We start from the raw sequence: 22,820 nt of genomic DNA on the forward strand, positions 1-22,820 counted from the left end.
GCCATGATCGCGGTGAAGAGAATCGGATGGGTCGGTACCGCGGCTCTCGCGCTCGTCGTTGCCCTCGGCGTGAGTCCCGCCCGTGCGGAGGACAAACCACAGGTCGTATACCCCGACCCTGTTGAAGTGATCTACTCGGTTGGTGCCATCGACGGTGCGGTGTCGACGGCGGAGCAGAAGAATGCCACGGTCACGACCCTGTCGGGGGATGTGAACTTCGAGGTCGACTCCGACCAGCTCACGGCCAGGGCCAAGGAGATCCTCGACTCCCTGGCGGCCGATTGGTCCAAGGCCAAGCCCTCCACGGTCACCGTGACGGGGTACACGGACTCGGTGGCCGACGACGCCTACAACCTCGACCTGTCGAAGCGGCGGGCGAAGGCCGTGGGCGACTACCTGAAGGGCAAGGTCTCCGGCCTGTCGATCACGACCGATGGGAAGGGCGAGGCCGATCCCATCGGCGACAACGCGACCGACGAGGGGCGTTTTCAGAACCGGCGCGTTGAGATCCGCGCGCAGAAGTGAGACCGCCGCACCCCGCCCCCACCAGCACGCACTGGTGGGGGCGGGGTGTTCACTGCGGGGGCGGGGGAATCCTCGTCGACGCGGCGCCCGCCTCGGCGGGCAGCGGCAGGGTGAGGACGACGCTGGTGCCCACGCCTTCGCGCGATGTGAGGCGCACGTTCCCGCCGTGCCTCTCGATGACGAGGCGCACGAGCGGCAGGCCGAGTCCCGACCCGGAGCGCCCGGCCGCGTTCGACCCGCGCGCCAGCTCCGCCCACACACTCTGGCGCTCCGACACGGGGATCCCGATCCCCGTGTCGGCCACCTCGATGCTCACGCTGCTTTCCGACTGGCTGGCGCGCACCTCGATGCTGTCACCCTCGCTCGAGTACTTCACCGCGTTGAACACGACGTTCTGGATGGCGGAGTACAGCAGGTCCGCGTCCCCGACGACGCGCGGCAGCGGCCACGGAGCGGTCGGGAACACCAGGGTGAAGCTCCGCGAGTCCCCCACGCTGGAGCGCGCCGCCTCCACCGCGTCGCGCGCCGCCTCCTCCAGGTCCACCAGCTCGCGCTCCAGGGGCGCCGACGACAGGTCGGCCAGCTTGCGCAGATCCGTCACGAGCACGCCCATCCGCCGGGCCTGCGCCGCCACCAGTGCCGACGCCTCGTCCTCACCCGGGGCGGTGGCCGCAAGGATCGCCGTCAGGGGGTTCTTCAACTCGTGGTCCAGGCGCGCCAGGAACTGCCTGTGCTCGAGGTCGCGGCGCGCGTCCGTCTCGGCGATCCCAGCCAGGCGCGCCTGCGAGAGAGCGGAGGAGACGAGCACCATCCCCACTGCCACGGCCGACACCAGGACACCGACGATTGCCAGGACGGTGTGCAGGGGCACGGACGCCCACACCTCCAGACCCGAGCCGATAAACCACCACACCAGGGCGCAGGGGATGGCGAGGGCGGCGGGCGCCAAGCACAGCAGGATCCGGTTCCTCATTGTCCGACCTTTCCGATGAAGCGGTACCCCACGGAGGGAACAGTCTCGATGAACACCGGGTCGGCGGGATCCTCGCCCAGGGCCGCCCGGATCTCGCGGATCCGGTGGTCGACCGCGCGCGTGGACGAGGCGAAGTCGATCCCCCACAGCACCGACAGCAGGCGCTCACGGGTGTGGAGCTCGCCGGGGTGCGTCATCAGGTAGTCCAGGAGCCCCATCGCCTTGGGGGTCAGCTCGAGTTCCCTATCGGCCAGGAAGGCGCGCCTGGCGAGGCGGTCGAGCACCAGGTCGCCGCTCGTGACGCGCTCGGCGGCCGACAGGGGGCGCGGCGTGTGCAGGGAGCGGCGCAGCACGGCGCGGATGCGCGAGACCAGCTCCTGGGGGTCGAAGGGTTTGGACAGGTAGTCGTCGGCGCCCTCGTCCAGTGCGGCTGAGCGCTCGAAGGAGGTGTCGATCTGCGTGAGGAGGATGACGGGGGTCCACGTGCCGCCCGCGCGGATGCGGCGCACCATCTCGCGCCCATCCATGTGGGGCATCATGATGTCGGAGACGACGATGTCGGGGTGGAGCCTGCTGTGGGCGGCCAGTCCCTCCTCGCCGTCGCGGGCGGTGTGGACTGCGAACCCCGAGCGGCGCAGGAAGGGCGCGAGGCCGTCGATGATCGCCGCCTCGTCGTCGACCAGCAGGACGGTGGCCGTCGCGCCTCCTGCGGGCTCCGCTGGGGGAGGCGTCCCGGTGCGCGTTGTCACGGCTGTTCTCCTCGGGTTCCGGTTCCGATCAGGTGCGCGTCGACGACGGCAGACGGGCGCGCCGTTTTTCAGGGTAGGCGACGCGCCCGCTGCTTGTCCACGCAGGTCCGCTGCGGGCCGACAGGTCCAGCCCGTTGCCGGGTGCTCGTCCCCGCGCGTTATCCGGAGAGCCCGCAGCGGACTGGGCCGCGCGCCGGGGCAGTCCCCCAACGCGCGGCCCAACGTGCCCGTCCGGTCGCGGGCGGCTACTCGGTGGCGAGAGCCTCCGCCGGGCTCACGCGAGCGGCCCGCCTTCCGGGCAGCCACGACGCCACCAGGGCGCTGAGCACCGCGATGACCAGGACAGCGCCGATCTGCGCCCACGGGACCACCAGGACGGGGGTGGCGTCGCTGAGGGGGATGGACAGCAGGCCCAACCACCCGAAGAGCACGCCTATGCCCAGGCCGACCAGCGCCCCCGTCACCGACAGGCACAGCGCCTCCAGCGCGAGCAGCCGCTTCATCTGGCGCTTGGTCAGGCCCAGTGCCCGCAGCAGGCCGTTCTCGCGCGTGCGCTCGACGACGGACAGGGACAGGGTGTTGGCCACGCCCACCAGGGAGACGACGACGGACACCCCCAGCAGGGCGACGACCGCCATGAGGACCTGGTCGATGACCCGCATGTACATCTGGCGCTCCAGGGCGCTGCCGTCCACCCTCAGGGTCGGGTCGAGCGTGAGCAGGGCGCTTTGCACCTCCTGCGCGTCGGCGCCGTCGGAGAGCTTCGCGATGACCAGCACCAGGGAGCGGTCGGGGGCGATCGCAGCCAGGTTCGAGGCGGAGACCATGACCTGGTCGGGGTCGGCCTTGTCGCTGTACGAGGCGGTGAGGGACAGGCAGGATCCCGCTGATCCGCACACGGTGAGACGCGTGCCGTCCAGGCCCGCGACACCGACCCGGGCGCTCTGGTCGTCCAGTTGCTCCACGTGGGAGTGGGCCACGGCCGTGTAGTCGGGTTGCCCGACCAGTTGGGCGTCGGCGGAGCCCGGGGCCGAGGAGGACGCGAGGGCGGGGGAGCCGTCGGGGAGGGTGGCGGACCCGGATGCCGCGTACTCGGGGACCGTGGCGGCGACGCCGTTCGTCGCGGCGACCTTCGCCTCGACGTCCTGTGCCAGGGGGCCGCCCGAGTTGGAGGCGATGCCCAGGTCGAAGGGCCTCGCGTCATCGACCGCCGTCGTCAGCGTCTCGCGCAGGGAGGCGGCCCCGACCATCATGGTGACCACCAGGGCCACGCCGATGACGATGGCGCTGCCGGTCGCCGAGGTGCGCCCCGGGTTGCGCATCGTGTTCTCACGGGCCATGCGGGCGAGCATTCCCGGCCACGCGGCCCCCAGCAGGCGCGTCAGGGGCGGCAGGACCACGGAGAACGCCAGGATCAGGCCGAAGAAGGCCAGCAGGGACAGGCCGAACATGGCGAGGAATCGGGTGGTGGTGTCGGCGGTGCCCGAGGCCGCCCAGACGCCCGCCAGGGCGCCCACGGCGATCAGCGCGCCGATGACGAGGCGCACGGTGTGGGACTTGCGCGCCCCGGCCCCCGCCTCGTTGACGGGCGCGAGCGCGGCGATCGGCGGCACTCGCGAGGCGGACAGCGCGGGGAAGAGGCCGACAGCGGCAGTGAAGATGGTGGCCACCGCCCACACGAGGGCGAGCTGGGTGTAGTCGGTGGCCGCCAGGGCCCCGGCGTAACTGGTGCTGTGGTCCACGAGGGTCAGGGCGCCCGCCCCGAGCAATGTGCCCGTTGCCGTGCCGATCAGGGAGGAGATGGCGCCGATGGCCAGCGCCTCCAGGGTCACGAGGCGGCGGACCTGCCTGCGGGTGGCGCCCAGGGTGCGCAGCAGTGCGAGTTCGCGCCTGCGCTGCTGCAGGACCACCCGGAAGGTCGAGGAGACGACGATCGAGGCGACCAGGGCCGCCACTGCGGGGAAGATCATGAGCATCGCGGTCATGGCCGCGCCGCCGAGGTGGGCCTGTTCCAGGTCGGATTCCATCGCTGCCTTCGCCGTGGTGGCCTTGACGCCGTCGAGGCCGCTGAGGGAGTCAGTGATGGTGGAGGCCCAGCGCTCCTGCTCCGCGGCCGGCGGGTTCCCGTTGTCGTCTCCCGCCTCGTTCGTGGCGACCATGAGCGTGCCCGAGGGCGCCGAGCCCATGAGGGCGGTGAACCCCGCTTCGGTCGTGTAAGCGGTGGCCATGCCGGTACTCAGCGAGGGGGAGGAGGAGACGCCGGTGACGGTGAGGTCCTGGGCGGTGAGCTCGTCGAACTGGGGGCGGGTGCTCACGGTGTCGCCCGCTTTGACGCCCAGGAGGGCGGCGGTGGAGTCGGGAAGGAGGAGCTGGCCGGGCCCTGTGGGGTAGTCGCCCGAGTCGAGGGCCGGTCTGCGCAGGGGCTCGTCCATGAGGGGGGCGACGAAGACGGTGGTGCGGGCGCCGTTCGCCTGGGCCTCGGCGGGCCACTGGGCGTAGGTGCCGACGGCCCGCACCCCGGGGATGGCGTGGAGCCTGGTGCGCGCCTGGTCGGTGAGGTCGGACAGGGAGGCCCCTCCGGCCTGGTTGGAGTTGAAGGAGACGACGGTGGTGACGTTGGTGTACCTGTCGGTGACCCCGGCTCCGAGTTGGGAGACGAGGCCGCCCATGACGACCATGGTGATCGCGATGAAAGCGGTGGAGATGGCGACGGCCAGGCCGGTGGAGATGAAGCGGCGGCCGTGGGCGCGCAGGTTGGCGCGCACGAGCATGGTGTTCGTGGTCATTGCGGGCTCCTGGGTGTCAGCGCAGGGCGGCGGCCAGGGCGTCCTGGTCGGCTCCGCGCAGGTCGGCGACGATGCGCCCGTCGCGGCACACGAGGACCCGGTCGGCGTGTTCGGCGGCCCCGGTGTCGTGGGTGACCATGATGACGGACTGGTCCAGTTCGTCCACCGCACGGCGCAGCAGGTCGAGGACTTCGGCGGAGGAGTGGGAGTCGAGGTTGCCGGTGGGCTCGTCGGCGACGATGACGGTGGGGCGGCTCATGAGGGCGCGGGCGACGGCGACGCGCTGCTGCTGGCCGCCGGACATCTCGGAGGGGCGGTGGCCGAGGCGGTCCCCGATCCCCAGGGAGGTGACGATCAGGTCGAACCAGTCCTTGTCGGGCTTGCGGCCGGCCAGTTGCATGGGCAGAACGATGTTGGAGCGGGCGTCCAGCGTGGGCACCAGGTTGAAGGACTGGAAGATGAAGCCGATCCGGTCGCGGCGCAGCCGCGTCAGCTCCGTGTCGCGCAGGATCGAGATATTGCGCCCGCCGACGAAGACCGCTCCCGAGGTCGCCGTGTCCAGGCCGGACAGGATGTGCATCATGGTGGACTTGCCGGAGCCGGATGGCCCCATGATGGCCGTGAACTCGGCTTCGCCGAAGTCGACGGTCACGTCGTCGAGTGCGCGGACCTCCGTGTCTCCGCTGCCGTAGATCTTGGACACGTGCTCGAGGTGGACGATGTTGTTTTCCATACACACTATGGTGGCGGGCCGCCGAGGTGGGGTCTATGGGCGTCCACCCTGGAAGAACCCTGATCGCACCCTGGGCGCGCGGAGGGGGTGGACCCCAGTGGCCGCCCGGGCGAGCGCGGATCGGGGCGCGGGGAGGGGGACCGCAGCGCGGACGAGCGGGGACCGGCCGCCTGGACGAGCGCGCCACGCAGCGCGGGAGGCGGCTCGCTCGGGCGGGGCCAGCGGTGCGGAGGGCCCTGACGGGGGCGGCTCGCTCGGGCGGGGCGCCGACCCTACCAGCGGTAGCGGTTGATGGCGGCGCCCACGTCGATCATGCGGGGCCGGGCGACGAAACCCGGTCGCGCGCCGAACTTAGTGATCGTGTCGAGGCCCTCCGAGTTGAGCTGGCGCTCCAGGCGCGCCAGCACGTCGCGGAGGGGTGCGCGCCCGGCGAAGTGCTCCAGGGCGCCGCGCACCAACCACGCGACGGCCTCGGTCTGGCCCTGGTCGACGATCTGCTCCACGTCGGACAGGTCGACCGTCTGCCGGTCGATGAGGAACCCGGAGTCGAGTGCCTTCGTCTTGGGGCGGTCCACTGCGGGTTTGCGCGCGGGGACGCGGTCCGCCGGCCAGGAGCGCCCGATGGCGCCAGCGTCCGCGCCCGAGGGAGCGGCGGTCTGCCCGGGTTCCGTGGGAGCACTCCGAGCGGCCTGCGCAGTCGTGCTGTTGGCGTCTTGGCCAGGCGCCGGGACCGCGGACGCGCCCGCAGTGCCATCAGCCCCCTCGTCCGGGGCGGGGGCGGCCGTCCCGTCCACGGGGGCGCCGCCGTCATCGCCGGGCAGGGGCCGGGGCTGCTCGGCCACGATGGCGCGCGCCCGCGCCGTGGCGTCGTGGCAGAGGTACTCGTCCATGAGGAGGACGCGGTCGGCCACGTCCAGGTAGTCGCCGGAGCCGCCGACCACCATGATGAGGGAGGTCCCCCCCTCGGCGAGGCCGCGCGCTCGATCAACCAGGGGCGTGATGGGCTCGTGGGCGACCAGGGAACGCATGCGCGCGTCCCGGATCAGCAGGTTCGTCGCGGAGGTGTCCTCGTCGATCAGCAGCAGCGGGGAGCCGAGTTCCACTGCTTCGCTGATGGCGGCCGCCTGGGATGTGGAGCCCGAGGCGTTCGCAGTGGAGAAGGCGGTGGTGTCCGCGCCGCCGGGAAGGTCGCCGATGAAGGGGGAGATGTCCACGTCGGTGATGGAGCGCCCGTCGGCTGCCCGGATCTTCATGGCGTTCGGTGTGGTCGCGACCAATTCCCTGCCGTCGCCGGGGATGTGCGCGTAGACGCCGCGGGCGATGGCGGACAGCAGTGTCGATTTGCCGTGGTAGCCGCCCCCGGCGATCAGGGTGATCCCTGGGGGGATGGCCAGTCCTGTGACCGTGCCCGCGTGGGGCAGGACGACCGAGGCGCGCAGCGCGGCGGGCGAGATGAAGGGGACTGCGTCGGCGAGGGGCAGTTGGGAGACGCCGGAGCGGCGGGCCAGCACCGCGCCGTCGGCGACGAAGGCCATCCACCCGTTGTCGTCGAGGGCCCCGCGCAGGGCGCAGTAGTCCTCGTAAGCCGCGATGTGGGTGAGCAGGCCGCGGCGCTTCGTGTTCGTCGCCTCGTCGTCGGTCACGAAGTCGAAGCAGTCCATGATGATGTTCGGCACGTCGACGTCGAAGAGGCGGGCCGCAGTGCGCCCGAGGATAGTGCGCCCCCTGGCGGGGAGGCGCACCTGGAAGCGCACCTCGACCCTGTCGGGGAGCACGACGGCGTAAGAGCGCTGGAGCACCTCTTGGCGGGGGCGTGGAATCTGGACGTCGCGGCCGGCGCGGGCGTGGGCGGCGTCGTAGAAAACGCGGGCCAGGTAGTCGGCGGCCGCCAGGCGGGCCTTGGACGAGGCGAGAGCCTCGCCCGGCAGGCCCATGCCCGACGGCGTCGTCCACGCGCGCAGCACCGACGGCGGCGCGTAGGGGTCCGACTGGACCCGGTCGATCGCGATCGTGAAGTCCCCGTAGTCCCATGTCCCCGCCAGGGAGCGGTATGCCCCGTAGGGGCGCCCGTCCATGCGGGACAGTTCGTCCAGGAGGTCGCGGTCGGTTCCGGTGCGCAGGCTCATACTCTCAGGTTAGCGCCTGCGGGGCGTTGTCGGCCGCTTAGAAGAAGCGGCCCCAGCTGCCCCAGATCCCGATGAGGACCAGGACCCACAGCACCACTGCCACGACGTCGACGCCGAGGCCGACGATCCCCAGGATTTTCCCGGTTCCCGCGTTGGGGATCGATGTGGCGGGGATCCCCATGGAGGTCGCTTGGGTCTGCAGGCTCTGGCCCATGACCCAGGCGGCGATCCCCATGCCGACGGAGGCGAAGAGGAACAGCCAGCTGAGGTAGGGGATGAAGTTGCAGAAGGCGCAGATCAGGGACGCGAGGCCGAGGCCGAAGACCGTGCCGGCCTTGGACCGCAGCTCGTACTCGGGTCCGAAGGACGCTAGGGGCTGGCCGTACATGGGCTGCGGCTGGCCGTAACCGGGCTGGCCGTAACCGGGCTGGGGCTGGCCATAACCGGGCTGGGGCTGGCCGTAACCGGGCTGGCCGTAACCCGGGTCGGGCGTGTAGGACGGGCCGGTGGGCTGTTGCGGTTGCGCGTAAGGGTTGTAGGGATCGCTCATTTTCGTCTCTCGGTCGAGTTCCACGACCACGGGGATGGGAGCCGACCCCCTGCGGGGCCCGGCGACGTGGTTCTGGAAGGATCATAGTGCGACGCGGGGCGCGGCGTCCATACGCGTGAGATCGCGAACGCGCATTTACTAGATAAGTAATGTGGTCGCTGCCGGGCGACGCGACGGCCGGAGGGTCACAGCATGCAGGACACGCAGCCCTCGACCGCCGTTCCCTCCAGGGCCATCTGGCGCAGGCGCATGTAGTACAGGGTCTTGATCCCCTTCCTCCACGCGTAGATGTAGGACCTGTTCAGGTCACGCGTCGTCACCGTGTCCGGATAGAACAGGGTGAGCGAAAGGCCCTGGTCGACGTGCTGGGTGGCCACCGCGTAGGTGTCGATGATCTTCTCCGGGCCGATCTCGTAGGCGTCCCGGTAGTACTCCAGGTTCTCGTTCGTCATGTACGGCGCCGGGTAGTAGACGCGGCCGATCTTGCCCTCCTTGCGGATCTCCACGCGGGAGACGATCGGGTGGATCGACGAGGTCGAGTTGTTGATGTAGGAGATCGAGCCCGTCGGGGGAACCGCCTGCAGGTTCTGGTTGTACATGCCGTAGCGTGCCACGTCCGCAGCCAGTGCCCTCCAGTCGTCCCGCGTGGGGACCCGGATGGACGAGGCGGCCAGCAACTCGCGGCACTTATCCGTGGTCGGCTCCCACGCCTCGTCGATGTACTTGCGGAAGAACTCGCCGGAGGCGTACGACGAGTCCTCGAACCCCTCGAAGCGCTCCCCGCGCTCGCGGGCGATCGCGCACGAGGCTTTGACCGCCTCGAAGAGCACCGTCATGAAGTACATGTTCGTGAAGTCGAGGGCTTCCTCGCTCCCGTAGTGCACGTGCTCGCGGGCCAGGTAGCCGTGCAGGTTCATCTGCCCCAGGCCGATGGCGTGGCTCATCGCGTTGCCGCGGGCGATCGACGGGACCGCGCCGATGTCCGACAGGTCCGACACGGCCGTCAGCCCCCGGATGGCCGTCTCGATCGTTTTGGAGAAGTCCGGGGAGTCCATGGTCTTGGCGATGTTCAGCGACCCGAGGTTGCAGGAGATGTCCTTGCCCACGTGCGCGTAGGACAGGTCCTCGTTGTAGGTGGAGGCCTCGGAGACCTGCAGGATCTCCGAGCACAGGTTCGACATGGTGACGCGCCCCTTGATGGGGTTCGCGCGGTTCACTGTGTCCTCGAAGACGATGTACGGGTAGCCCGACTCGAACTGGATCTCGGCCAGTGTCTGGAAGAACCGGCGGGCGTTGACCTTCTTCTTGTGGATGCGGCCGTCGTCCACCATCTCGTGGTACTTCTCCGTCACCGGGATCTCGGAGAAGGGCACCCCGTACACGCGCTCCACGTCGTAGGGGCTGAACAGGTACATGTCCTCGTTCTTGCGCGCCAGCTCGAAGGTGATGTCCGGGATGACGACGCCCAGGGACAGGGTCTTGATGCGGATCTTCTCGTCCGCGTTCTCGCGCTTGGTGTCCAAGAACGCCATGATGTCGGGGTGGTGGGCGTGCAGGTACACGGCGCCCGCTCCCTGGCGCGCGCCCAGCTGGTTCGCGTAGGAGAAGGAGTCCTCGAGCAGCTTCATAACCGGGACGACGCCGCTGGACTGGTTCTGGATCTTCTTGATGGGCGCCCCGGCCTCGCGCAGGTTCGTCAGCTGCAGGGCGACGCCGCCGCCGCGCTTGGACAGCTGCAGCGCCGAGTTGATGCCGCGCGCGATGGACTCCATATTGTCCTCGACGCGCAGCAGGAAGCAGCTGACCAGCTCGCCGCGCGCCGCTTTGCCCGCGTTGAGGAAGGTGGGGGTGGCGGGCTGGAAGCGCCCGGTCATGATCTCATCGACGAAACTGGCGGCCAGGTCCACGTCGCCGCGCGCCAGGTACATCGACACCATCACCACGCGGTCCTCGAAGCGCTCCAGGTAGCGCTTGCCGTCGAAGGTCTTGAGCGTGTACGACGTGTAGTACTTGAAGGCGCCCAGGAAAGTGGGGAAGCGGAACTTGTGGGCGTAGGCCTGCTTGTAGAGGGCCTTGATGTCCTCCATCGCGTACTGGTCCAGGACGTGTTTCTCGTAGTAGCCCTCGTCTACCAGGTACTCCAGTTTCTCCTCCAGGTCGTGGAAGAACACCGTGTTCTGGTTGACGTGCTGGAGGAAGTACTGGCGGGCCGCAGCGCGGTCGGCGTCGAACTGGATCCTGCCGTCGGCGTCGTAGAGGTTGAGCTGGGCGTTGAGCGCGTGGTAGTCCAGCTCGGGCGAGGGGGACTCCTCTACGCCTGTGTCGGTGAAGTTTTCTGCCAAAACTTTTCCAGTCCTTCGCGAACTCTGGAGACGTCCTCGGGGGTGCCGAGTAGCTCGAACTTGTACATGTGCGGGACTCCCAGCTTAGCGGCGATGATGTCTCCCGCCAGGCAGTAGGCGCGGCCGAAGTTCGTGTTGCCGGAAGAGATCACACCTTTGCAGTGGGCGCGGTTGGTCGGGTCGTTGAGGAATCTGATGACCTGCTTGGGGACGGCGCCTCTGGTATTGCCGCCGCCGTAGGTGGGGACGACGAGGACGTAGTCGTCATCGACATTGAGGTGCGGATCTTTGGGCCGCAGGGGGATCCGCGCAGCCGGGAGGCCGAGTTTCTCGACGAAACGGCGGGTGTTGCCCGTCGCCGATGAGAAGTAGACGACGATGCTCATGCGTGTCCTTCCGTTGCGGCTGCGGGCGCTGGACGGCGGCGGGGGCGTTGCCGCTGGATAGCGGCGGGGATGCTGGAGCTGGATGGCGGCGGGCGCTGCCGCGGGTCCGCGCGGCGCGAAGAGGCCCCGGCCCATGGGGGTCGGGACCTGTGCTCAGGCCTGCAGGGCCAGGGGGGCCGCCAGGGCCGCTGCGGCCTTGATGCGGTCGGGCCGGAACCCGGACCAGTGGTCTTCCCCGGCGATGACGACGGGCGCCTGCTGGTAGCCGAGTCCCTTGATGTAGTCCAGGGAGGCCGCGTCCTCGGTGACGTCGATCGTCGTGTAGTCGACGCCCTGCTTGTCGAGCGCGCGGTAGGTCGCGTCGCACTGGGGGCAGCGGGGCTTGGAGTAGACGGTGATCGTCATCGGGGGCTCCTCGGTGGAATCGTGTGCGGTCCGCGCGGGTTCCCGCGCGCCACGGGCGCTCACTGCGTCGCGTGGGTGGTGCTGGGCTCCGGCGCGTTCGCGGCCCGGTGCCCCGTGTTCGAGCACAACACTACACCTCGTGGTGGCATCCGTGTGCGACCCCTATATGTAGTGTTCGCGACGTGGTCTGTGGACAGGGGTGTGGGCGGGGTGTTGATGGGGGGTGTGCCCAGGACTGGGGATGGGGCGGGCGCGGATCGGGTGGGGGAGGGCTGGGGCGCATGGTACCAAGGGTCGTGCGGTGGATATGGGTGGTGCTGGTGTGGTGCATGGGGATTGTGGAGTGGGTGTGGTGCTGTGTGAACACCCTGTGGAAACCCTGTCTTCATGCGATGGAATGTAATGCTCATCACTAGTGTTTCTTGGCGTGTTGCGGGCTCCGGAACACTGCATCTAGGGGTGGTGGCGCATGGGCTCCCTAGATGTAGGGGTGGTGGTCGCCTTCCGCGTGCGGCGTTGGCCTCAACCCTGTCCCCGTCACCCGCCCGGTAAGGCTGGCTTCTGTGTGCGGTGGTGGTTCCAATCCCGTCCCCCCGGCACCCGTCAGCCGCCTCCCCGCCCCCGCCAAACGACGTCGCGCCCTCATACGCCCAGTGGCCCGGTGCCTCAGTGGTTCGGTGGTCCGAAATGCGTCTGAGTCTCGGGCGGGAACGGGGGCTTGGCGGGCATTTGGTCCAAAAAGCGTCTGAGTCTCACCGAATCCACCCGAATCCGGCCAAAACCATCAAACCCAGACGCATTTTGGACCACCCCCGCGCGGAGCCCGCCGAAAACAGCGAAACCCAGACGCGTTTCGGACCACCCGCGCCCACCGCCACCCGGATTCCCGGCGAAGCCCGCAGAAACCGGAGCACCGAAAGCGCCGCAGGCGGGCGCGCGCCCGCATTGGGGTAGGTTACGGTGCATTGGGGCAGGTTAATAACCTGCCCCAATGGGGGTTAACCTGCCCCAGTAGGTGGTTTCCTGCCCCAATGCACCCCGCCGGGCGACGCGGGGCGCGCAGTGGGCTGTTCTCACAGCGACACCTCCGGTGGTCGGTGGCCTGCCTCACTTGGAGGGGCGTGCGGTGGGCTGTTCTCACAGCGATACCTCCGCTTTTACAGCGCTACCACGCTTTGCAAGCGTTATAACACTTGCAAAGCGTGGTATCCCTTTGAAAACTCCACTTCGCTTGCAAAGTGACCCGAGTGCCCGCCCAACCGGCCCGCTTCGTGAAACGCAACTCCGCCAGGAGGGAGCCGATCGGGCGCTCCTCTGAGTGGCCACTTTCCGATTGTGCGACTCGGCTATGGTCTTCCGACTGGCTGCTCGTGTCCCGGCCGTTTACGCGACTCCGCCATGGTCGTCCGACCGACTGCTTGCGTCCCGACCAACTGTTCCCCCGAGCCGCGGTTCTAGCACTCCACAACGTTGACGGCCAGGCCGCCCTCGGAGGTCTCCTTGTACTTCGAGAGCATGTCGTTGCCGGTCTGGCGCATGGTCTCGATGACCGCGTCCAGGGAGACCGTGTGCCGCCCGTCCCCCCACAGGGCCATGCGCGCGGCGTTGATGGCCTTGACGGCGGCGATGGCGTTGCGCTCGATGCAGGGGACCTGCACGAGGCCGCCGACGGGGTCGCAAGTCAGCCCCAGCGAGTGCTCCATGGCGATCTCGGCGGCATTCTCGACCTGCTCGGGGCTGCCACCCAGCGCTTGGGCGAGGCCCGCGGCGGCCATCGCCGAGGCGGAGCCGACCTCGCCCTGGCAGCCGACCTCGGCCCCCGCGATGGAGGCGTTGGTCTTAATGAGGGCACCGATGGCGGTCGCGGCCAGCAGGAAGGAGTGGGCGGTGGCGCGCCTGTCGCGCGCCCGGGCGGCCGATGGTCCGGACTCCGCCTCGGCGATGGGGGCCAGTCGGACTCGTGACAGTGGCGCGCGGGCGCTGTCGCTGGTGTCGGGGCCCGCGCCCGGGGAGGCTCCCGCCTCGGGGCAGTGAGTGACCAGGTAGCCCAGGACCGCGGGGATGACGCCGGCCGCCCCGTTGGTGGGGGCGGTGACGACGCGGTGGCCCGCGGCGTTCTCCTCGTTGACCGCGAGGGCGAAGAGGTTCACCCAGTCCATGGCGCGCATGGGGTCGGCGGGCGTGGACACCCACGGCCTCGGGCCGTCGGCGACGCGCGAGCCGGAGCGCTGGGCGAGCTTGGCGGCGAGCGCCCTGGCCCGGCGCGGCACGTCGAGGCCGCCGGGGAGGATCCCCTGGGCGCTGGTCCCGGCGTCCACGCAGTCGAACATGGTGTTCGCGATACGGTCCAGGTGGGCGTCGACGGTGGCGCGGGGACGCATGGCCTCCTCGTTGGCGCGGACCAGTTCGGCGATCGACAGGCCGGTTTCTGCGCAGGCGGCGAGCAGCTGGGCCGCAGTGGCGAAGGGGTGCGGCGCGGGCACGTCAATGCCGACGCCGGACTGGCTGGTGGCCAGAGACGCGACCTGAGGATCCGAGGCGTCGTCGTTGGTCTGCACCATGACGAATCCGCCCCCGACGGAGTAGTAGGTGCGTTGCAGGACGGTCCGGCCGCAGTGGTCCGAGGCGGTGATCGTGAGGGCGTTGACGTGGTAGGGCAGGACCGTGCGGGGGGCGAACCGCACGTCGGCGGCCAGGTCGAGGGGGACCGCCGTGCCGCCGGGCAGGGTGAGGGAGCCGGTGGCGGCCAGGGCGGGCAGCAGGGCGTCGACGACGTCGATGGCGACGGTCTCGGGGTCGTGACCGGCCAGGCCGAGCAGGACCGCCCGGTCGGTGGAGTGGCCGCGCCCGGTTGCCCCCAGGGACCCGTAGAGGTCGACGGCGATCCGGGCGGGTTGGGCGAGGGCGGCCAACTCCGTGGTGAAGGCCAGTCCCGCGCGCATGGGGCCGACTGTGTGGGAGGAGGAAGGGCCGATGCCGATGCGGAACATGTCGAAGACGGACAGGGGGTGGGGCGCGTCGGTGGCGGGGATCTCGCCCGATACGATGGCGGCCGCCGTGGGGCGGCCCGCGCGGTACTGGCCGAGGGGGGAGTCGAGGGGGACGGGGTGCGGGTCCATGACCACTATTGTGCCGGAGGCGGTGGGGGCGGGGCCACGCCTCCGCTGGACGGGCGTCGGAGGCCCCGGAAGGGATGCGCCCGGGCTGCCCCGAACGTAAGGTGGTCCCATGGATGACGCGAACAGCCCCGCCGCCCCCGAGCGCGTCCTCTACGTGCACCTGCCCGGGGGCGCCGGGTTCCGGGCCGACGCGCTCACAGGGGCACCACCGGAGGCGCCCCTCGACTGGAAGAGCGCCTGGGGGGACGAGGACGCCGACCAGGGCACGGTGTTCTCCCTGGCGCACAGTGGGGTGCCCGGCGGCGGGGGCACGCGCGTGGGCGACCACCGGGTGGTCCCCGTGCTCCCTTCGGAGGGGTTCGGCTCCCAGGAACTGGCGGAAGTGACGGACGACTTCAACGCCACCGTCAGGGCCCTGGCCGAGAACCCGGTCGCCCTGCCCGTCGCCTTCGACGACTACGGGCGCCTCCGCCTGGTCGCCCACCGCAGGGAAGACGAGGACTTCCTGCGGCTCAGCGTCTACTCCACCTCTGCGGCCGTCCACGCCGACCTCCAGCAGGCCGGGCCGCTGTTCATCATCAGGCACGGGGCCAGCGTCATCAGGTTCCTCGACGAGCACTCCGAGCGGATCCTCTTCGTCACCGTGGACCCCGCCTCCTGCCTCCGACCGATCGAGTTCCCGGCCAGCCTGCCCCAGTACTTCGCCACAATGCCCCCGCCGCGCCGCACGGACCGGCGGGAGGAGGACTCCGCCTGGGGGGCCGGCGCCGCATCGGAGGAGGGCGCGCCTCCCACCGGGTTCGTGCTCGACCTGTCCGACGACTGGGTGCGCGTCGACCTCACAGTGGGCGCGGAGGCGCTCAAGACCAGTGTGGACGGCCTCATCGCCGAGCAGACGCGGCAATGGCCGACCACGATGGGGTGGCTGCGGGAGCGCACACGCGGCTGGCTCCAGCGCACCTGCCTCCAGGCCAAGTCCAGCGGGGGCGTGGAGTTCGCCGTTCTCATGAACTCGACGAAGAGCAGGGAACCGACGCTGACCCTCGTCAACTACTGGCTCGCCCTTCCGAGGACCGCCGATGGGCCGCTGGTCCACGTGCGCGACTTCCTCGGGGAAACAGCCGACGATGACGACGAGATCGCGATCATCGAGACGCGGGCGCGCCGGCTCCTGCGCTCCGTCCGCGTGAGGCCCGCCGCCCGGCGCGGGGGCGCGGCTCCCGAGCAGGAGATGCTCCTCATCGACTATTGGATCGAGGTGCCGGGCGACCCCGCCTCCGCGGCGCGGGTCGTGTTCACCAGGCCCGGCGCGGACTCGCGTGACGAGGTCGTCGCCCAGTGCGACGCGATCATCCGGTCGGGGCGGTGGGACGCCCCCGGGGCGCAGCCCGCTTGACGGGAGAGGGTCCAGGGGCGCCTCGGCGTTCCCTGCCCCGTAGACTGGGCCCATGAGCGAGAACCTGAGTTTCCCCGGGCGCGGCCGTGCCGACGCCGTCATCCAGTGCGCCATGGACATGGAGGCCGCGCCGCTGCTCCACGTCCTCGAGCCCGTGGGTGACGAGGAGACGCCCCGCGCGGTCCACGCGGGCGCCCACGGGCACCACGTGCAGCGCTTCGCCCTCGGCCTCATCGACGGGCGCACGGTCCTGGTCGTCACCTCCGGGATCGGTCAGGCGAACGCCGCGGCGGCCGCTGCGCGGGCGCTGGTGCTCGTCGACGCGCCGATCGTGATCGCCGCAGGGACCACGGGCGGCCTCGCGAGCGACATCAACGTCGGGGACATCGCAGCCGGGGTGAGCGCCGTCTACGGGCAGGCCGACGCCACGGCCTTCGGCTACGCGCCGGGACAGGTCCCCCAGATGCCCGTTGACTACTCCTCCTCCGAGCGCGCTGCCGCCAGGTGCGCGGACCTGGCCGGCCTCGTCGCGCACCCGGTGCGGGTTGGGGGGGTTGTCTCATCGGACTCCTTCTGCACCGAGGAAGTGGCCGAGCCGATGCGCCAGCGCTTCCCCGACGCCATGGGCGCGGACATGGAGACGTGCGCGATCGCCCAGGTCGCGTGGAGCTGCGGTGTCGATTGGATCTCTCTGCGCGCGGTGTCCGACCTGTGCGGCCCGGGCGCCGGCCAGGCCTTCCACATGGACGCCGGGCGCGCGGCCGCTCACAGCGCCGAGGCCGTCCGCGCCTACCTGGCACTTCTGTGAGGAGGCGGGTGTGATGCGCGTTCTCATGGTGTGCACCGGCAACATCTGCCGGTCGACGATGGCCCACCAGGTGCTCGACGAGGCCGTGGCGGCCGCCGGACTCTCCGGCGCCGTCCGCGTGGACTCCGCGGGCGTGTCCGACGAGGAGCACGGCAACCCCATCGACCCCCGTGCCGCCCGCGTACTGCGTGCCCACGGGCACGGCGTCCCCGACCACCGCGCCAGGCAGGTGCGCGCAGACGAGCTGGCCGACTGGGACCTGGTCTTGGCCATGACATCGGCGCACTACGCGGCGCTGTCCCGGCTGCGCGACCACGCCCGTTCCGGCGGGAGGACACCGGAGATCCGCATGTTCCGCGACTTCGACCCCCGGTGCGCTCACTTGCCCGAAGGGCCCGGCCGGGACAAGGACCTGCCCGACCCCTGGTACGGGGACTACGGGGATTTCGTGGACGCCCTGGTCGTCATCGAGCGCTCCACACCGGCGCTGGTCGACTACGTGCGCCCCTAGGGCGTGGTGTGTTCTTGGTGGGTGTGGGTGGGGCCTTTGGGGTATCGCGCTCCCGACAAGGCCCACTCCCGGCGGGGGCGACCGCATCCGCATTTTTGGCCGCCTTCGCCCCATTCCTATGTGCTGTGCAGCACAGTCTAGGCTGCGCCCGGCCGCGCGCCCGCCATGCCAGGGCCACGGCCCCTGACGAGCCGACCAGGCAACCAGTCGGCGGACCAAAGGCCCCGCCCGGCACCAAGGCGCGGCCCGCACAGTCGGCACCGGCCACCGGCTTGAACGACTCGCACAACATACCCCGCGCCTGCACCACTTAGGCATTGCCCGCACCACTTAGGCTCCCGACACGCCGGGATAACCAGGGTTCACTTGGGCCTAAGTGGCGCAGCGGCGCGCTAAGTAGTGGAACCGCAGGCTAAGTGGTGCAGCGCGCGCGAAGCCTCTCAAAGCACCGACAACGAGCCGCACGCGCAGCCCTCTCCTTCAACCGCGCACACAAGGAACCGGAATCAGACAACACGGCCTAGTCGGGCACGCACACAAGGGAGATGATTTACGAAACACACTGCGCACACAACGGCTTGATTCCGCCCTTGTGTGCGGTCGCATGTTGCGTAATTCCGGTCCTTGTGTGCGTAAAACGGGGCTGCGCGGCGCCATCTAGACTGCGCCCGATTGTCCGCCAGGCGAGCGTCCCCCGTCCCAGGTGGGCGCGGTTGTGGGGGAGGCCCCGTCCGAGGTGGGCCCGCTGTCCGGTGTGGCGGCGCTCGGGGCGGGGGCCGGGTCCGCGGCCCCGACGCGCAGGACCACCAGGGGCTCGCCTGTCGGCTGGGCGGAGCCGCTACCGGGCTCGAAGGTCAAGAAGATCTCACTGCCCGGCTGGGGCATGATGTCCACGAAGGAGTAGTCCCCGCCCCTCCGTTCGTAAATGCCCAGGGACTCGACGGTGTTTCCGTGGCGCGCCCACACCTGCATCACCTGTCCCTCGGGTGCCCGCAGCGCCGAGGGCGTGGTGATCGCAGCCATCCCCATTTCCGGCGACCAGGTGAGGGTGACAACGTGCCCGTCGGGCATGGTGTCGGTGGAGCGCCGCACGTCTTGCGCCTGGTTGAGGGCGGCGTAGTGGCTGGTGGACTCCATTGAGGTCATCGTGGTCCACCGGCCCACGCCTATCCCCGCTGCGAAGAGCACGACCGCCGCAGCCGCCGCAGTGAGGACGCGCGCGAACAAGGGGATGACCCTCCGGTCGCGCGCGGAAGCCTCCTCGGGGGCCTGCGGCCACTGTTCCTGCTCGACCTCCTCGATCGCGGCGAGGAGGTCGTCGCGCACGTGTGCAGGCGGTTCAATGGGGGCGAGGGAGGCGGCGAGGCGGGCAGCGGTCTCGTCGTCGTCGAAGATGTGGTCGCTCATCGTTCCTCCAAGAAGGCGCGCAGGCGGGCGAGGGCCTGGCGGATCGTGCTTTTCACGGTGCCGAGCGGCAGTCCCGTCGCATCGGCGATCCTCGAATGGCTCAGTCCCCCGAAATACGACAGGAGGATGACGGTCTTGTGCGGCTCCCCCAGGCAGTTGAGGGCGCGGCGGACGGCTCCGCCCGCGATACGGGACTCCGCCTCCTCCGCCGTCTGGTCCCAGTCCACGTCCGGGGGCGAGGCGAGTTCGCGGTCGCGCGCCGCCTGGGCCGAGCGCACCCGGTCGATGGCCCGCCTGCGGGCAATGGTGGTGAGCCAGACGCGGACGCTGCCGCGACTGGGATCGTAGGAGGGGGCGCGCCTCCACACGTGGAGGAACGTGTCCTGCAGGACCTCTTCTGCTTGGGCGCGGTCCTTGAGGACGCAGCGGATGAGCGCGAAGAGCGTGGGCGCCCAGGTGTCGTAGAGCCTCGCGAACGCCCGCTTGTCCCCTTCGGCGACCAGCTGCAGTTCTTCGCGGCCCAGGTCGCGTGCGGCGGTGTCAGTCACGGTGCTCATGGTAGAGGGCCGTGGCGCCCGGCGCCGGGGGGCGCCCGGCGCCGGGCGGGGTCTCCGCCGGGGCGGCGCTGCCAAGGCCACCTGTTCCTCCGCGGCCACGCCGTCACCCGAAGGTGAAGGAGTAGAGCGCCAAGCCCTTGCTGGCCGTGACGGTGAGCAGCCCTGAGGTATCGGTGTCCCCGTTCACCAGCGTCATCGAGTTCGGGGTGCCGCTCACATGCTGGGTGTGGGTCTGGCCGTCCATCTCCCAGGTGAGGTCGCCCTCGCCTGAGACCACCAGGTCCACGCGGCGCCCGCGCCACATGAGGCGCAGTTCCGCCTCGTCGTCGGCGGGGCTGATCGACTGGGCGCCGATGCTCCACCGCCCCTGCAGGGCGAAGCGGTCCGCGCCTAGCGAGGCCGGGGCCGCGTAGTCGCGCGTCCCGGCGGAGTAGGCCTCCGTGCCCGCGAAGCGCGCAGCGCGTTCATGGCCCAAGTAGGTTTCGGGCGTGCGGTGAAAGGCCACTCCTTTGACGCCGTCGTTGGTGAAGAGCGGGTCGGGCAGTGCGTTGCCCTGGTCGGCCAGGAGCTGGCGGATCAGTGACTCCAGGGTCGCCTCACCGCCCTCTCCGAAGTGCGTGTAGCGCAGTTGCCCGTGCGCGTCGGCCAGGTACTGGGCGGGCCAGTAGTGGTTGTCGAAATTCGTCCAGGTCTCCAGGTCGGAGTCGACGGCGATCGGGTAGGTGATGCCCAGCTTGTCGCCCCCGGATTGGACGTTCGCGGTCTCCTTCTCGAAGGCGTACTCGGGGGAGTGGACGCCGATGACTTGGAGCCCGTAGGGGCGGTACGCCTCGTACAGCTTTTCGATCCCGGGGATGGAGCGCTGGCAGTTGATGCACGAGTACGCCCAGAAGTCGACCAGGGTCGCTCCACTGCCCTGGGGGGCCTCCTCGCCGTCCGTGTTGAGCCACGCGGTGGGTTTCAAGGAGGGGAGCGCGCCGCAGTCCGCCAGGGTCGTCGCGCCGTCGACGCAGGCTGAGCGCTGGCCTCCGCCCCTGCTCAGTCCCGGATCGGCGCTGCGCTGCAGTCCTGACGTGTAGTCGGGCAGTGCCCTTTGGAGGACGGCGGGCAAGTCGGTGACGATCCCGGCGGCCAACGCCAGGACGGTGGCGCCCGCGGCGATGCGCACGCGCCGCTGGTGGCGGCTGAACGCGGAGACGCGCTCGGTGAGGCGGCGCCCCGCTAGGGCGAAGACCAGGAGGGGGATCGCTGTGCCCGCGGCGAAGGAGAGCGCCAGGGCCACGGTGTCGGCCCCGATGCGGCCGGTGGAGCCGGCGACGCTCACCGCCGCCAGTACGGGCCCCGCGCAGGGCACGTAGGCGGCGCCGAGGACGATGCCCAGGCCGAAGCCGTTGGCCCCCGTGTGCTTACCGGCCTTGGAGAATGCGGCGAAGGGCTTCTCCAGGACGTGCATGAACCGTGGGACGATCATGCCCACGCCGATGAGGACCAGTAGGACCACTCCGGCCCACCGGATGAAGTCCTGGGGCAGGTGGAGCGCTGTGAGCAGTGTCGAGCCGAGCAGTGTGAATGCTGTGAAGCTGAGGACCAGTCCCGCGACGACCTGGTAGGGGCGCCATTTCGAGGGGGCACGGGGCACTGGCCGGGTCGCGCGGTGGTCTTCCTGTGCGCCGGGAGTCCCCCCGAGGGAGATACCGGTGCCCGGTGCAACAGCGAAGGAAGGGGAGGGGCGCGCTGAAGCGGCGCCACCCGCCAGGAAGATGACGGGGAGGACGGGGAGGATGCACGGGGAGATGCCCGTGATGAGGCCACCGAGGAATCCGATGAGGACCAGGGTTGTCATGATGCTCCTTTCGTGTGGTGCTACTCCTGATTCGTCGCGGTCGCAGTCGTGGATCAGCGGATGTCGTGTGCCGTATGTCACTGATGACTAGGTGATCCGTGGCGCTGTTCGCGCCGAATAGGAGGGTGAAGGCGCTAACGGAGCGCCCGTCAACAGAAGGAATCACGCAATGAGTATTCGCCGCGCGGCTCTGGCAGCCGCTCTCTCCGTCGTCTTCGCCGCTGGTTTGGCGGCCTGCGGGAACTCCGCCAACGACAAGATGGAGAACCCGTCGTCGCCGTCAATGACGCAGGGCACGAAGACGGATGACGGGAAGATGGACGATGGGAAGACAGATGACGGGAAGATGCACGACGGGAAGACGGATGACGGGAAGATGAATGATGGGAAGACAGATGACGGGAAGATGGACGACGGGAAGATGAACGATGGGAAGACGGATAATGGGAAGATGGACGACGGGAAGATGGATGACGGGAAGAAGGGGTAGCAGTAGGCCGCGGCTCGGGGCGTCCTAGAGTCCCAAGGGCGGCGGGCTAATCCATATGATGTCCCGCCGCCCTTGGCCCATCTGTGGGCGCTTGCGGTATTTCAGGGTTGGGTGTGGGTGACCGGGTGCCCCGGCTGAGGGAGTTGCGACTGGCCGGAGCGAGCGCCTTGCGGCTGCCTCCGAATGCTCCTCACCGCCGCAGAACTACGCGTCTCCACCCACACCCAACTCTGAAGGGCCATCAAACCATGCAGTGCTCAGTGCTCCCACGGGGTCACCAGTTCGGTGACCCCGTACGCGGACCCTAGCTGAGGCTCCAAGTCCCCAGTAGAATGGCGCTCCCCCACGGGGTATGCGTGAACTGGATTTTCCCGTCGTCCAGGATGTCGAAGTCCACGTTATCAGACATATCGTTGTCGAAATACAGGCCCGCGTTCCCGTTCCAATCGGGCGTTTCTTGGATCTTCCAGGATCGGGGAGCTGAACAGCCGCGTTTCTCCTCCACTTGTGTAATGCTGCCATCCTCGTTGAAGCGCAGGCTCAATCCTATGCATGACTGCTGATTCGGCCCCTCATAGGTCATGGTCTTCCCGCTCAGGTTGAGGCTCTTGACCTTGTCCACTTCTGCTTGTCCCGCAGACGCCTTGGATGCTTTGTCGTTCGCTTTCTCCTGATTGCGCGCCTCCGCTTCGGCTACGACCTGGTCGATGGTGGTCTTGTCCGTTGCGCTGTCGAGCCGGGGCTTGAACTCCTCGCGGTCGGTCGTGTCCAGGTCGGAGAGGCTGTCGAGCTTCTGGTAGGCCTCGGCCTTGGCGTCCGACACCGACGGGCCACACCCGGTGAGTGTGCTCATAGACACAACACAAGCGGCAATGGCGACCACAAGCGAGCGGCCAATCCTATGAAGATTCATTAGGATCGCTTCTCCTCTATCTGTTGAAGCGGAGCCATGCGGCTTCGCGATTAATGAGACGTGATAATTCAACCACGCACGGGATGAAACCGGAAGGGGCCTGGAGAACTAGCGCTGTTCATAAGTCTGCTGCCCTACGCGTTGTGGGCTGTCGTCGGCCTTTGAGTGCGGAGGACCGGGCTGCGACCGGTGCAGATCTGG

The 22,820-nt window shown here is 69.5% G+C and carries 19 protein-coding genes; 5 read left to right on the top strand and 14 right to left on the bottom strand.

Going from position 1 to position 22,820, the window contains the following annotated elements; all coding sequences use genetic code 11:
- Positions 1-3: 3 nt before the first annotated feature.
- Positions 4-525: an OmpA family protein gene (locus G447_RS0105165; protein ID WP_026430294.1), complete on the top strand. Its 522-nt coding sequence runs from the start codon at positions 4-6 to the stop codon at positions 523-525.
- Positions 526-574: 49 nt separating this feature from the next.
- Here the strand turns inward: G447_RS0105165 and G447_RS0105170 are convergent, their stop codons facing one another.
- The 10 genes from G447_RS0105170 to G447_RS0105220 all read right to left on the bottom strand — a co-directional run bounded on the left by G447_RS0105170 (position 575) and on the right by G447_RS0105220 (position 14,694).
- The gene (locus G447_RS0105170) at positions 575-1,498 is read right to left on the bottom strand and encodes a sensor histidine kinase (RefSeq protein ID WP_026430295.1); all 924 of its coding nucleotides are present in this window, start codon (positions 1,496-1,498) and stop codon (positions 575-577) included.
- Complete coding sequence (locus G447_RS0105175; protein ID WP_005870589.1) at positions 1,495-2,247, bottom strand: response regulator transcription factor; 753 nt, start codon at positions 2,245-2,247, stop codon at positions 1,495-1,497. Before G447_RS0105175 ends, G447_RS0105170 begins: the two co-directional genes overlap by 4 nt.
- A 245-nt stretch (positions 2,248-2,492) precedes the next feature.
- On the bottom strand, positions 2,493-5,033 hold the full coding sequence (locus G447_RS0105180; RefSeq protein WP_026430296.1) for an ABC transporter permease: 2,541 nt from the start codon (positions 5,031-5,033) through the stop codon (positions 2,493-2,495).
- A 16-nt stretch (positions 5,034-5,049) separates the two neighbouring features.
- Complete coding sequence (locus tag G447_RS0105185; RefSeq protein WP_026430297.1) at positions 5,050-5,766, bottom strand: ABC transporter ATP-binding protein; 717 nt, start codon at positions 5,764-5,766, stop codon at positions 5,050-5,052.
- Positions 5,767-6,038: 272 nt separating this feature from the next.
- Positions 6,039-7,892: a P-loop domain-containing protein gene (locus tag G447_RS0105195; protein WP_026430298.1), complete on the bottom strand. Its 1,854-nt coding sequence runs from the start codon at positions 7,890-7,892 to the stop codon at positions 6,039-6,041.
- 37 nt (positions 7,893-7,929) lie between these two features.
- Complete coding sequence (locus tag G447_RS0105200) at positions 7,930-8,442, bottom strand: 4-hydroxybenzoate polyprenyltransferase (protein WP_243442309.1); 513 nt, start codon at positions 8,440-8,442, stop codon at positions 7,930-7,932.
- 185 nt (positions 8,443-8,627) lie between these two features.
- Positions 8,628-10,784 carry a class 1b ribonucleoside-diphosphate reductase subunit alpha gene (gene nrdE, locus G447_RS0105205; RefSeq protein ID WP_026430300.1) on the bottom strand — a complete coding sequence of 719 codons (2,157 nt, stop codon included), beginning with the start codon at positions 10,782-10,784 and terminating at the stop codon, positions 8,628-8,630.
- Positions 10,754-11,170: a class Ib ribonucleoside-diphosphate reductase assembly flavoprotein NrdI gene (nrdI, locus tag G447_RS0105210; RefSeq protein WP_026430301.1), complete on the bottom strand. Its 417-nt coding sequence runs from the start codon at positions 11,168-11,170 to the stop codon at positions 10,754-10,756. The genes nrdE and nrdI overlap by 31 nt, the downstream gene beginning before the upstream one ends.
- Positions 11,171-11,323: 153 nt before the next feature.
- The gene (gene nrdH / locus G447_RS0105215) at positions 11,324-11,575 is read right to left on the bottom strand and encodes a glutaredoxin-like protein NrdH (RefSeq protein WP_005870597.1); all 252 of its coding nucleotides are present in this window, start codon (positions 11,573-11,575) and stop codon (positions 11,324-11,326) included.
- Between the two features lie 1,454 nt (positions 11,576-13,029).
- Positions 13,030-14,694, bottom strand: coding sequence for an L-serine ammonia-lyase, iron-sulfur-dependent, subunit alpha (locus G447_RS0105220; RefSeq protein WP_026430302.1), 1,665 nt, complete (start codon positions 14,692-14,694; stop codon positions 13,030-13,032).
- A 109-nt stretch (positions 14,695-14,803) separates the two neighbouring features.
- Between G447_RS0105220 and G447_RS0105225 the strand changes: the two genes are divergently transcribed.
- From G447_RS0105225 to G447_RS0105235, 3 genes are read left to right on the top strand one after another with little or no spacing between them, the layout of a single operon-like run.
- Entirely contained in the window at positions 14,804-16,090 is a 1,287-nt protein-coding gene (locus G447_RS0105225) for a hypothetical protein (RefSeq protein WP_026430303.1), read from the top strand.
- A 52-nt stretch (positions 16,091-16,142) separates the two neighbouring features.
- Positions 16,143-16,898 (top strand): 5'-methylthioadenosine/S-adenosylhomocysteine nucleosidase, encoded by a 756-nt coding sequence (mtnN, locus tag G447_RS0105230; protein WP_026430304.1) that lies wholly within the window; start codon positions 16,143-16,145, stop codon positions 16,896-16,898.
- Between the two features lie 13 nt (positions 16,899-16,911).
- Complete coding sequence (locus G447_RS0105235; RefSeq protein WP_026430305.1) at positions 16,912-17,409, top strand: low molecular weight protein-tyrosine-phosphatase; 498 nt, start codon at positions 16,912-16,914, stop codon at positions 17,407-17,409.
- 657 nt (positions 17,410-18,066) lie between these two features.
- Here G447_RS0105235 and G447_RS0105240 read toward each other — a convergent pair.
- The 3 genes from G447_RS0105240 to G447_RS0105250 all read right to left on the bottom strand — a co-directional run bounded on the left by G447_RS0105240 (position 18,067) and on the right by G447_RS0105250 (position 21,216).
- Complete coding sequence (locus G447_RS0105240) at positions 18,067-18,816, bottom strand: anti-sigma factor (protein ID WP_026430306.1); 750 nt, start codon at positions 18,814-18,816, stop codon at positions 18,067-18,069.
- Positions 18,813-19,373, bottom strand: coding sequence for a sigma-70 family RNA polymerase sigma factor (locus G447_RS0105245; protein ID WP_034476482.1), 561 nt, complete (start codon positions 19,371-19,373; stop codon positions 18,813-18,815). The genes G447_RS0105240 and G447_RS0105245 overlap by 4 nt, the downstream gene beginning before the upstream one ends.
- 103 nt (positions 19,374-19,476) lie before the next feature.
- The gene (locus G447_RS0105250) at positions 19,477-21,216 is read right to left on the bottom strand and encodes a cytochrome c biogenesis protein CcdA (RefSeq protein ID WP_026430308.1); all 1,740 of its coding nucleotides are present in this window, start codon (positions 21,214-21,216) and stop codon (positions 19,477-19,479) included.
- A 169-nt stretch (positions 21,217-21,385) separates the two neighbouring features.
- Between G447_RS0105250 and G447_RS0105255 the strand changes: the two genes are divergently transcribed.
- Positions 21,386-21,706, top strand: a complete 321-nt coding sequence (locus tag G447_RS0105255; protein ID WP_026430309.1) for a hypothetical protein — start codon at positions 21,386-21,388, stop codon at positions 21,704-21,706.
- A 304-nt stretch (positions 21,707-22,010) separates the two neighbouring features.
- On the opposite strand, the gene G447_RS0105260 is transcribed toward G447_RS0105255, so the two are convergent.
- On the bottom strand, positions 22,011-22,559 hold the full coding sequence (locus G447_RS0105260) for a GA module-containing protein (protein ID WP_165569168.1): 549 nt from the start codon (positions 22,557-22,559) through the stop codon (positions 22,011-22,013).
- Positions 22,560-22,820: the final 261 nt, after the last annotated feature.

It is taken from the genome of Schaalia georgiae DSM 6843, from assembly GCF_000429245.1.
Taxonomy (GTDB): Bacteria; Actinomycetota; Actinomycetes; order Actinomycetales; family Actinomycetaceae; genus Pauljensenia; species Pauljensenia georgiae.

Bases quoted from the DNA above. Each gene is read 5' to 3' on its own strand.
- G447_RS0105260 (WP_165569168.1), bottom strand. From the start codon at position 22,559: ATGAGCACACTCACCGGGTGTGGCCCGTCGGTGTCGGACGCCAAGGCC.
- G447_RS0105240 (WP_026430306.1), bottom strand. From the start codon at position 18,816: ATGAGCGACCACATCTTCGACGACGACGAGACCGCTGCCCGCCTCGCC.
- G447_RS0105200 (WP_243442309.1), bottom strand. From the start codon at position 8,442: ATGAGCGATCCCTACAACCCTTACGCGCAACCGCAACAGCCCACCGGC.
- G447_RS0105185 (WP_026430297.1), bottom strand. From the start codon at position 5,766: ATGGAAAACAACATCGTCCACCTCGAGCACGTGTCCAAGATCTACGGC.
- G447_RS0105220 (WP_026430302.1), bottom strand. From the start codon at position 14,694: ATGGACCCGCACCCCGTCCCCCTCGACTCCCCCCTCGGCCAGTACCGC.
- G447_RS0105180 (WP_026430296.1), bottom strand. From the start codon at position 5,033: ATGACCACGAACACCATGCTCGTGCGCGCCAACCTGCGCGCCCACGGC.
- G447_RS0105225 (WP_026430303.1), top strand. From the start codon at position 14,804: ATGGATGACGCGAACAGCCCCGCCGCCCCCGAGCGCGTCCTCTACGTG.
- nrdI (WP_026430301.1), bottom strand. From the start codon at position 11,170: ATGAGCATCGTCGTCTACTTCTCATCGGCGACGGGCAACACCCGCCGT.
- G447_RS0105245 (WP_034476482.1), bottom strand. From the start codon at position 19,373: ATGAGCACCGTGACTGACACCGCCGCACGCGACCTGGGCCGCGAAGAA.
- mtnN (WP_026430304.1), top strand. From the start codon at position 16,143: ATGAGCGAGAACCTGAGTTTCCCCGGGCGCGGCCGTGCCGACGCCGTC.
- G447_RS0105235 (WP_026430305.1), top strand. From the start codon at position 16,912: ATGCGCGTTCTCATGGTGTGCACCGGCAACATCTGCCGGTCGACGATG.
- G447_RS0105195 (WP_026430298.1), bottom strand. From the start codon at position 7,892: ATGAGCCTGCGCACCGGAACCGACCGCGACCTCCTGGACGAACTGTCC.
- G447_RS0105255 (WP_026430309.1), top strand. From the start codon at position 21,386: ATGAGTATTCGCCGCGCGGCTCTGGCAGCCGCTCTCTCCGTCGTCTTC.
- nrdH (WP_005870597.1), bottom strand. From the start codon at position 11,575: ATGACGATCACCGTCTACTCCAAGCCCCGCTGCCCCCAGTGCGACGCG.
- G447_RS0105250 (WP_026430308.1), bottom strand. From the start codon at position 21,216: ATGACAACCCTGGTCCTCATCGGATTCCTCGGTGGCCTCATCACGGGC.
- G447_RS0105170 (WP_026430295.1), bottom strand. From the start codon at position 1,498: ATGAGGAACCGGATCCTGCTGTGCTTGGCGCCCGCCGCCCTCGCCATC.
- G447_RS0105165 (WP_026430294.1), top strand. From the start codon at position 4: ATGATCGCGGTGAAGAGAATCGGATGGGTCGGTACCGCGGCTCTCGCG.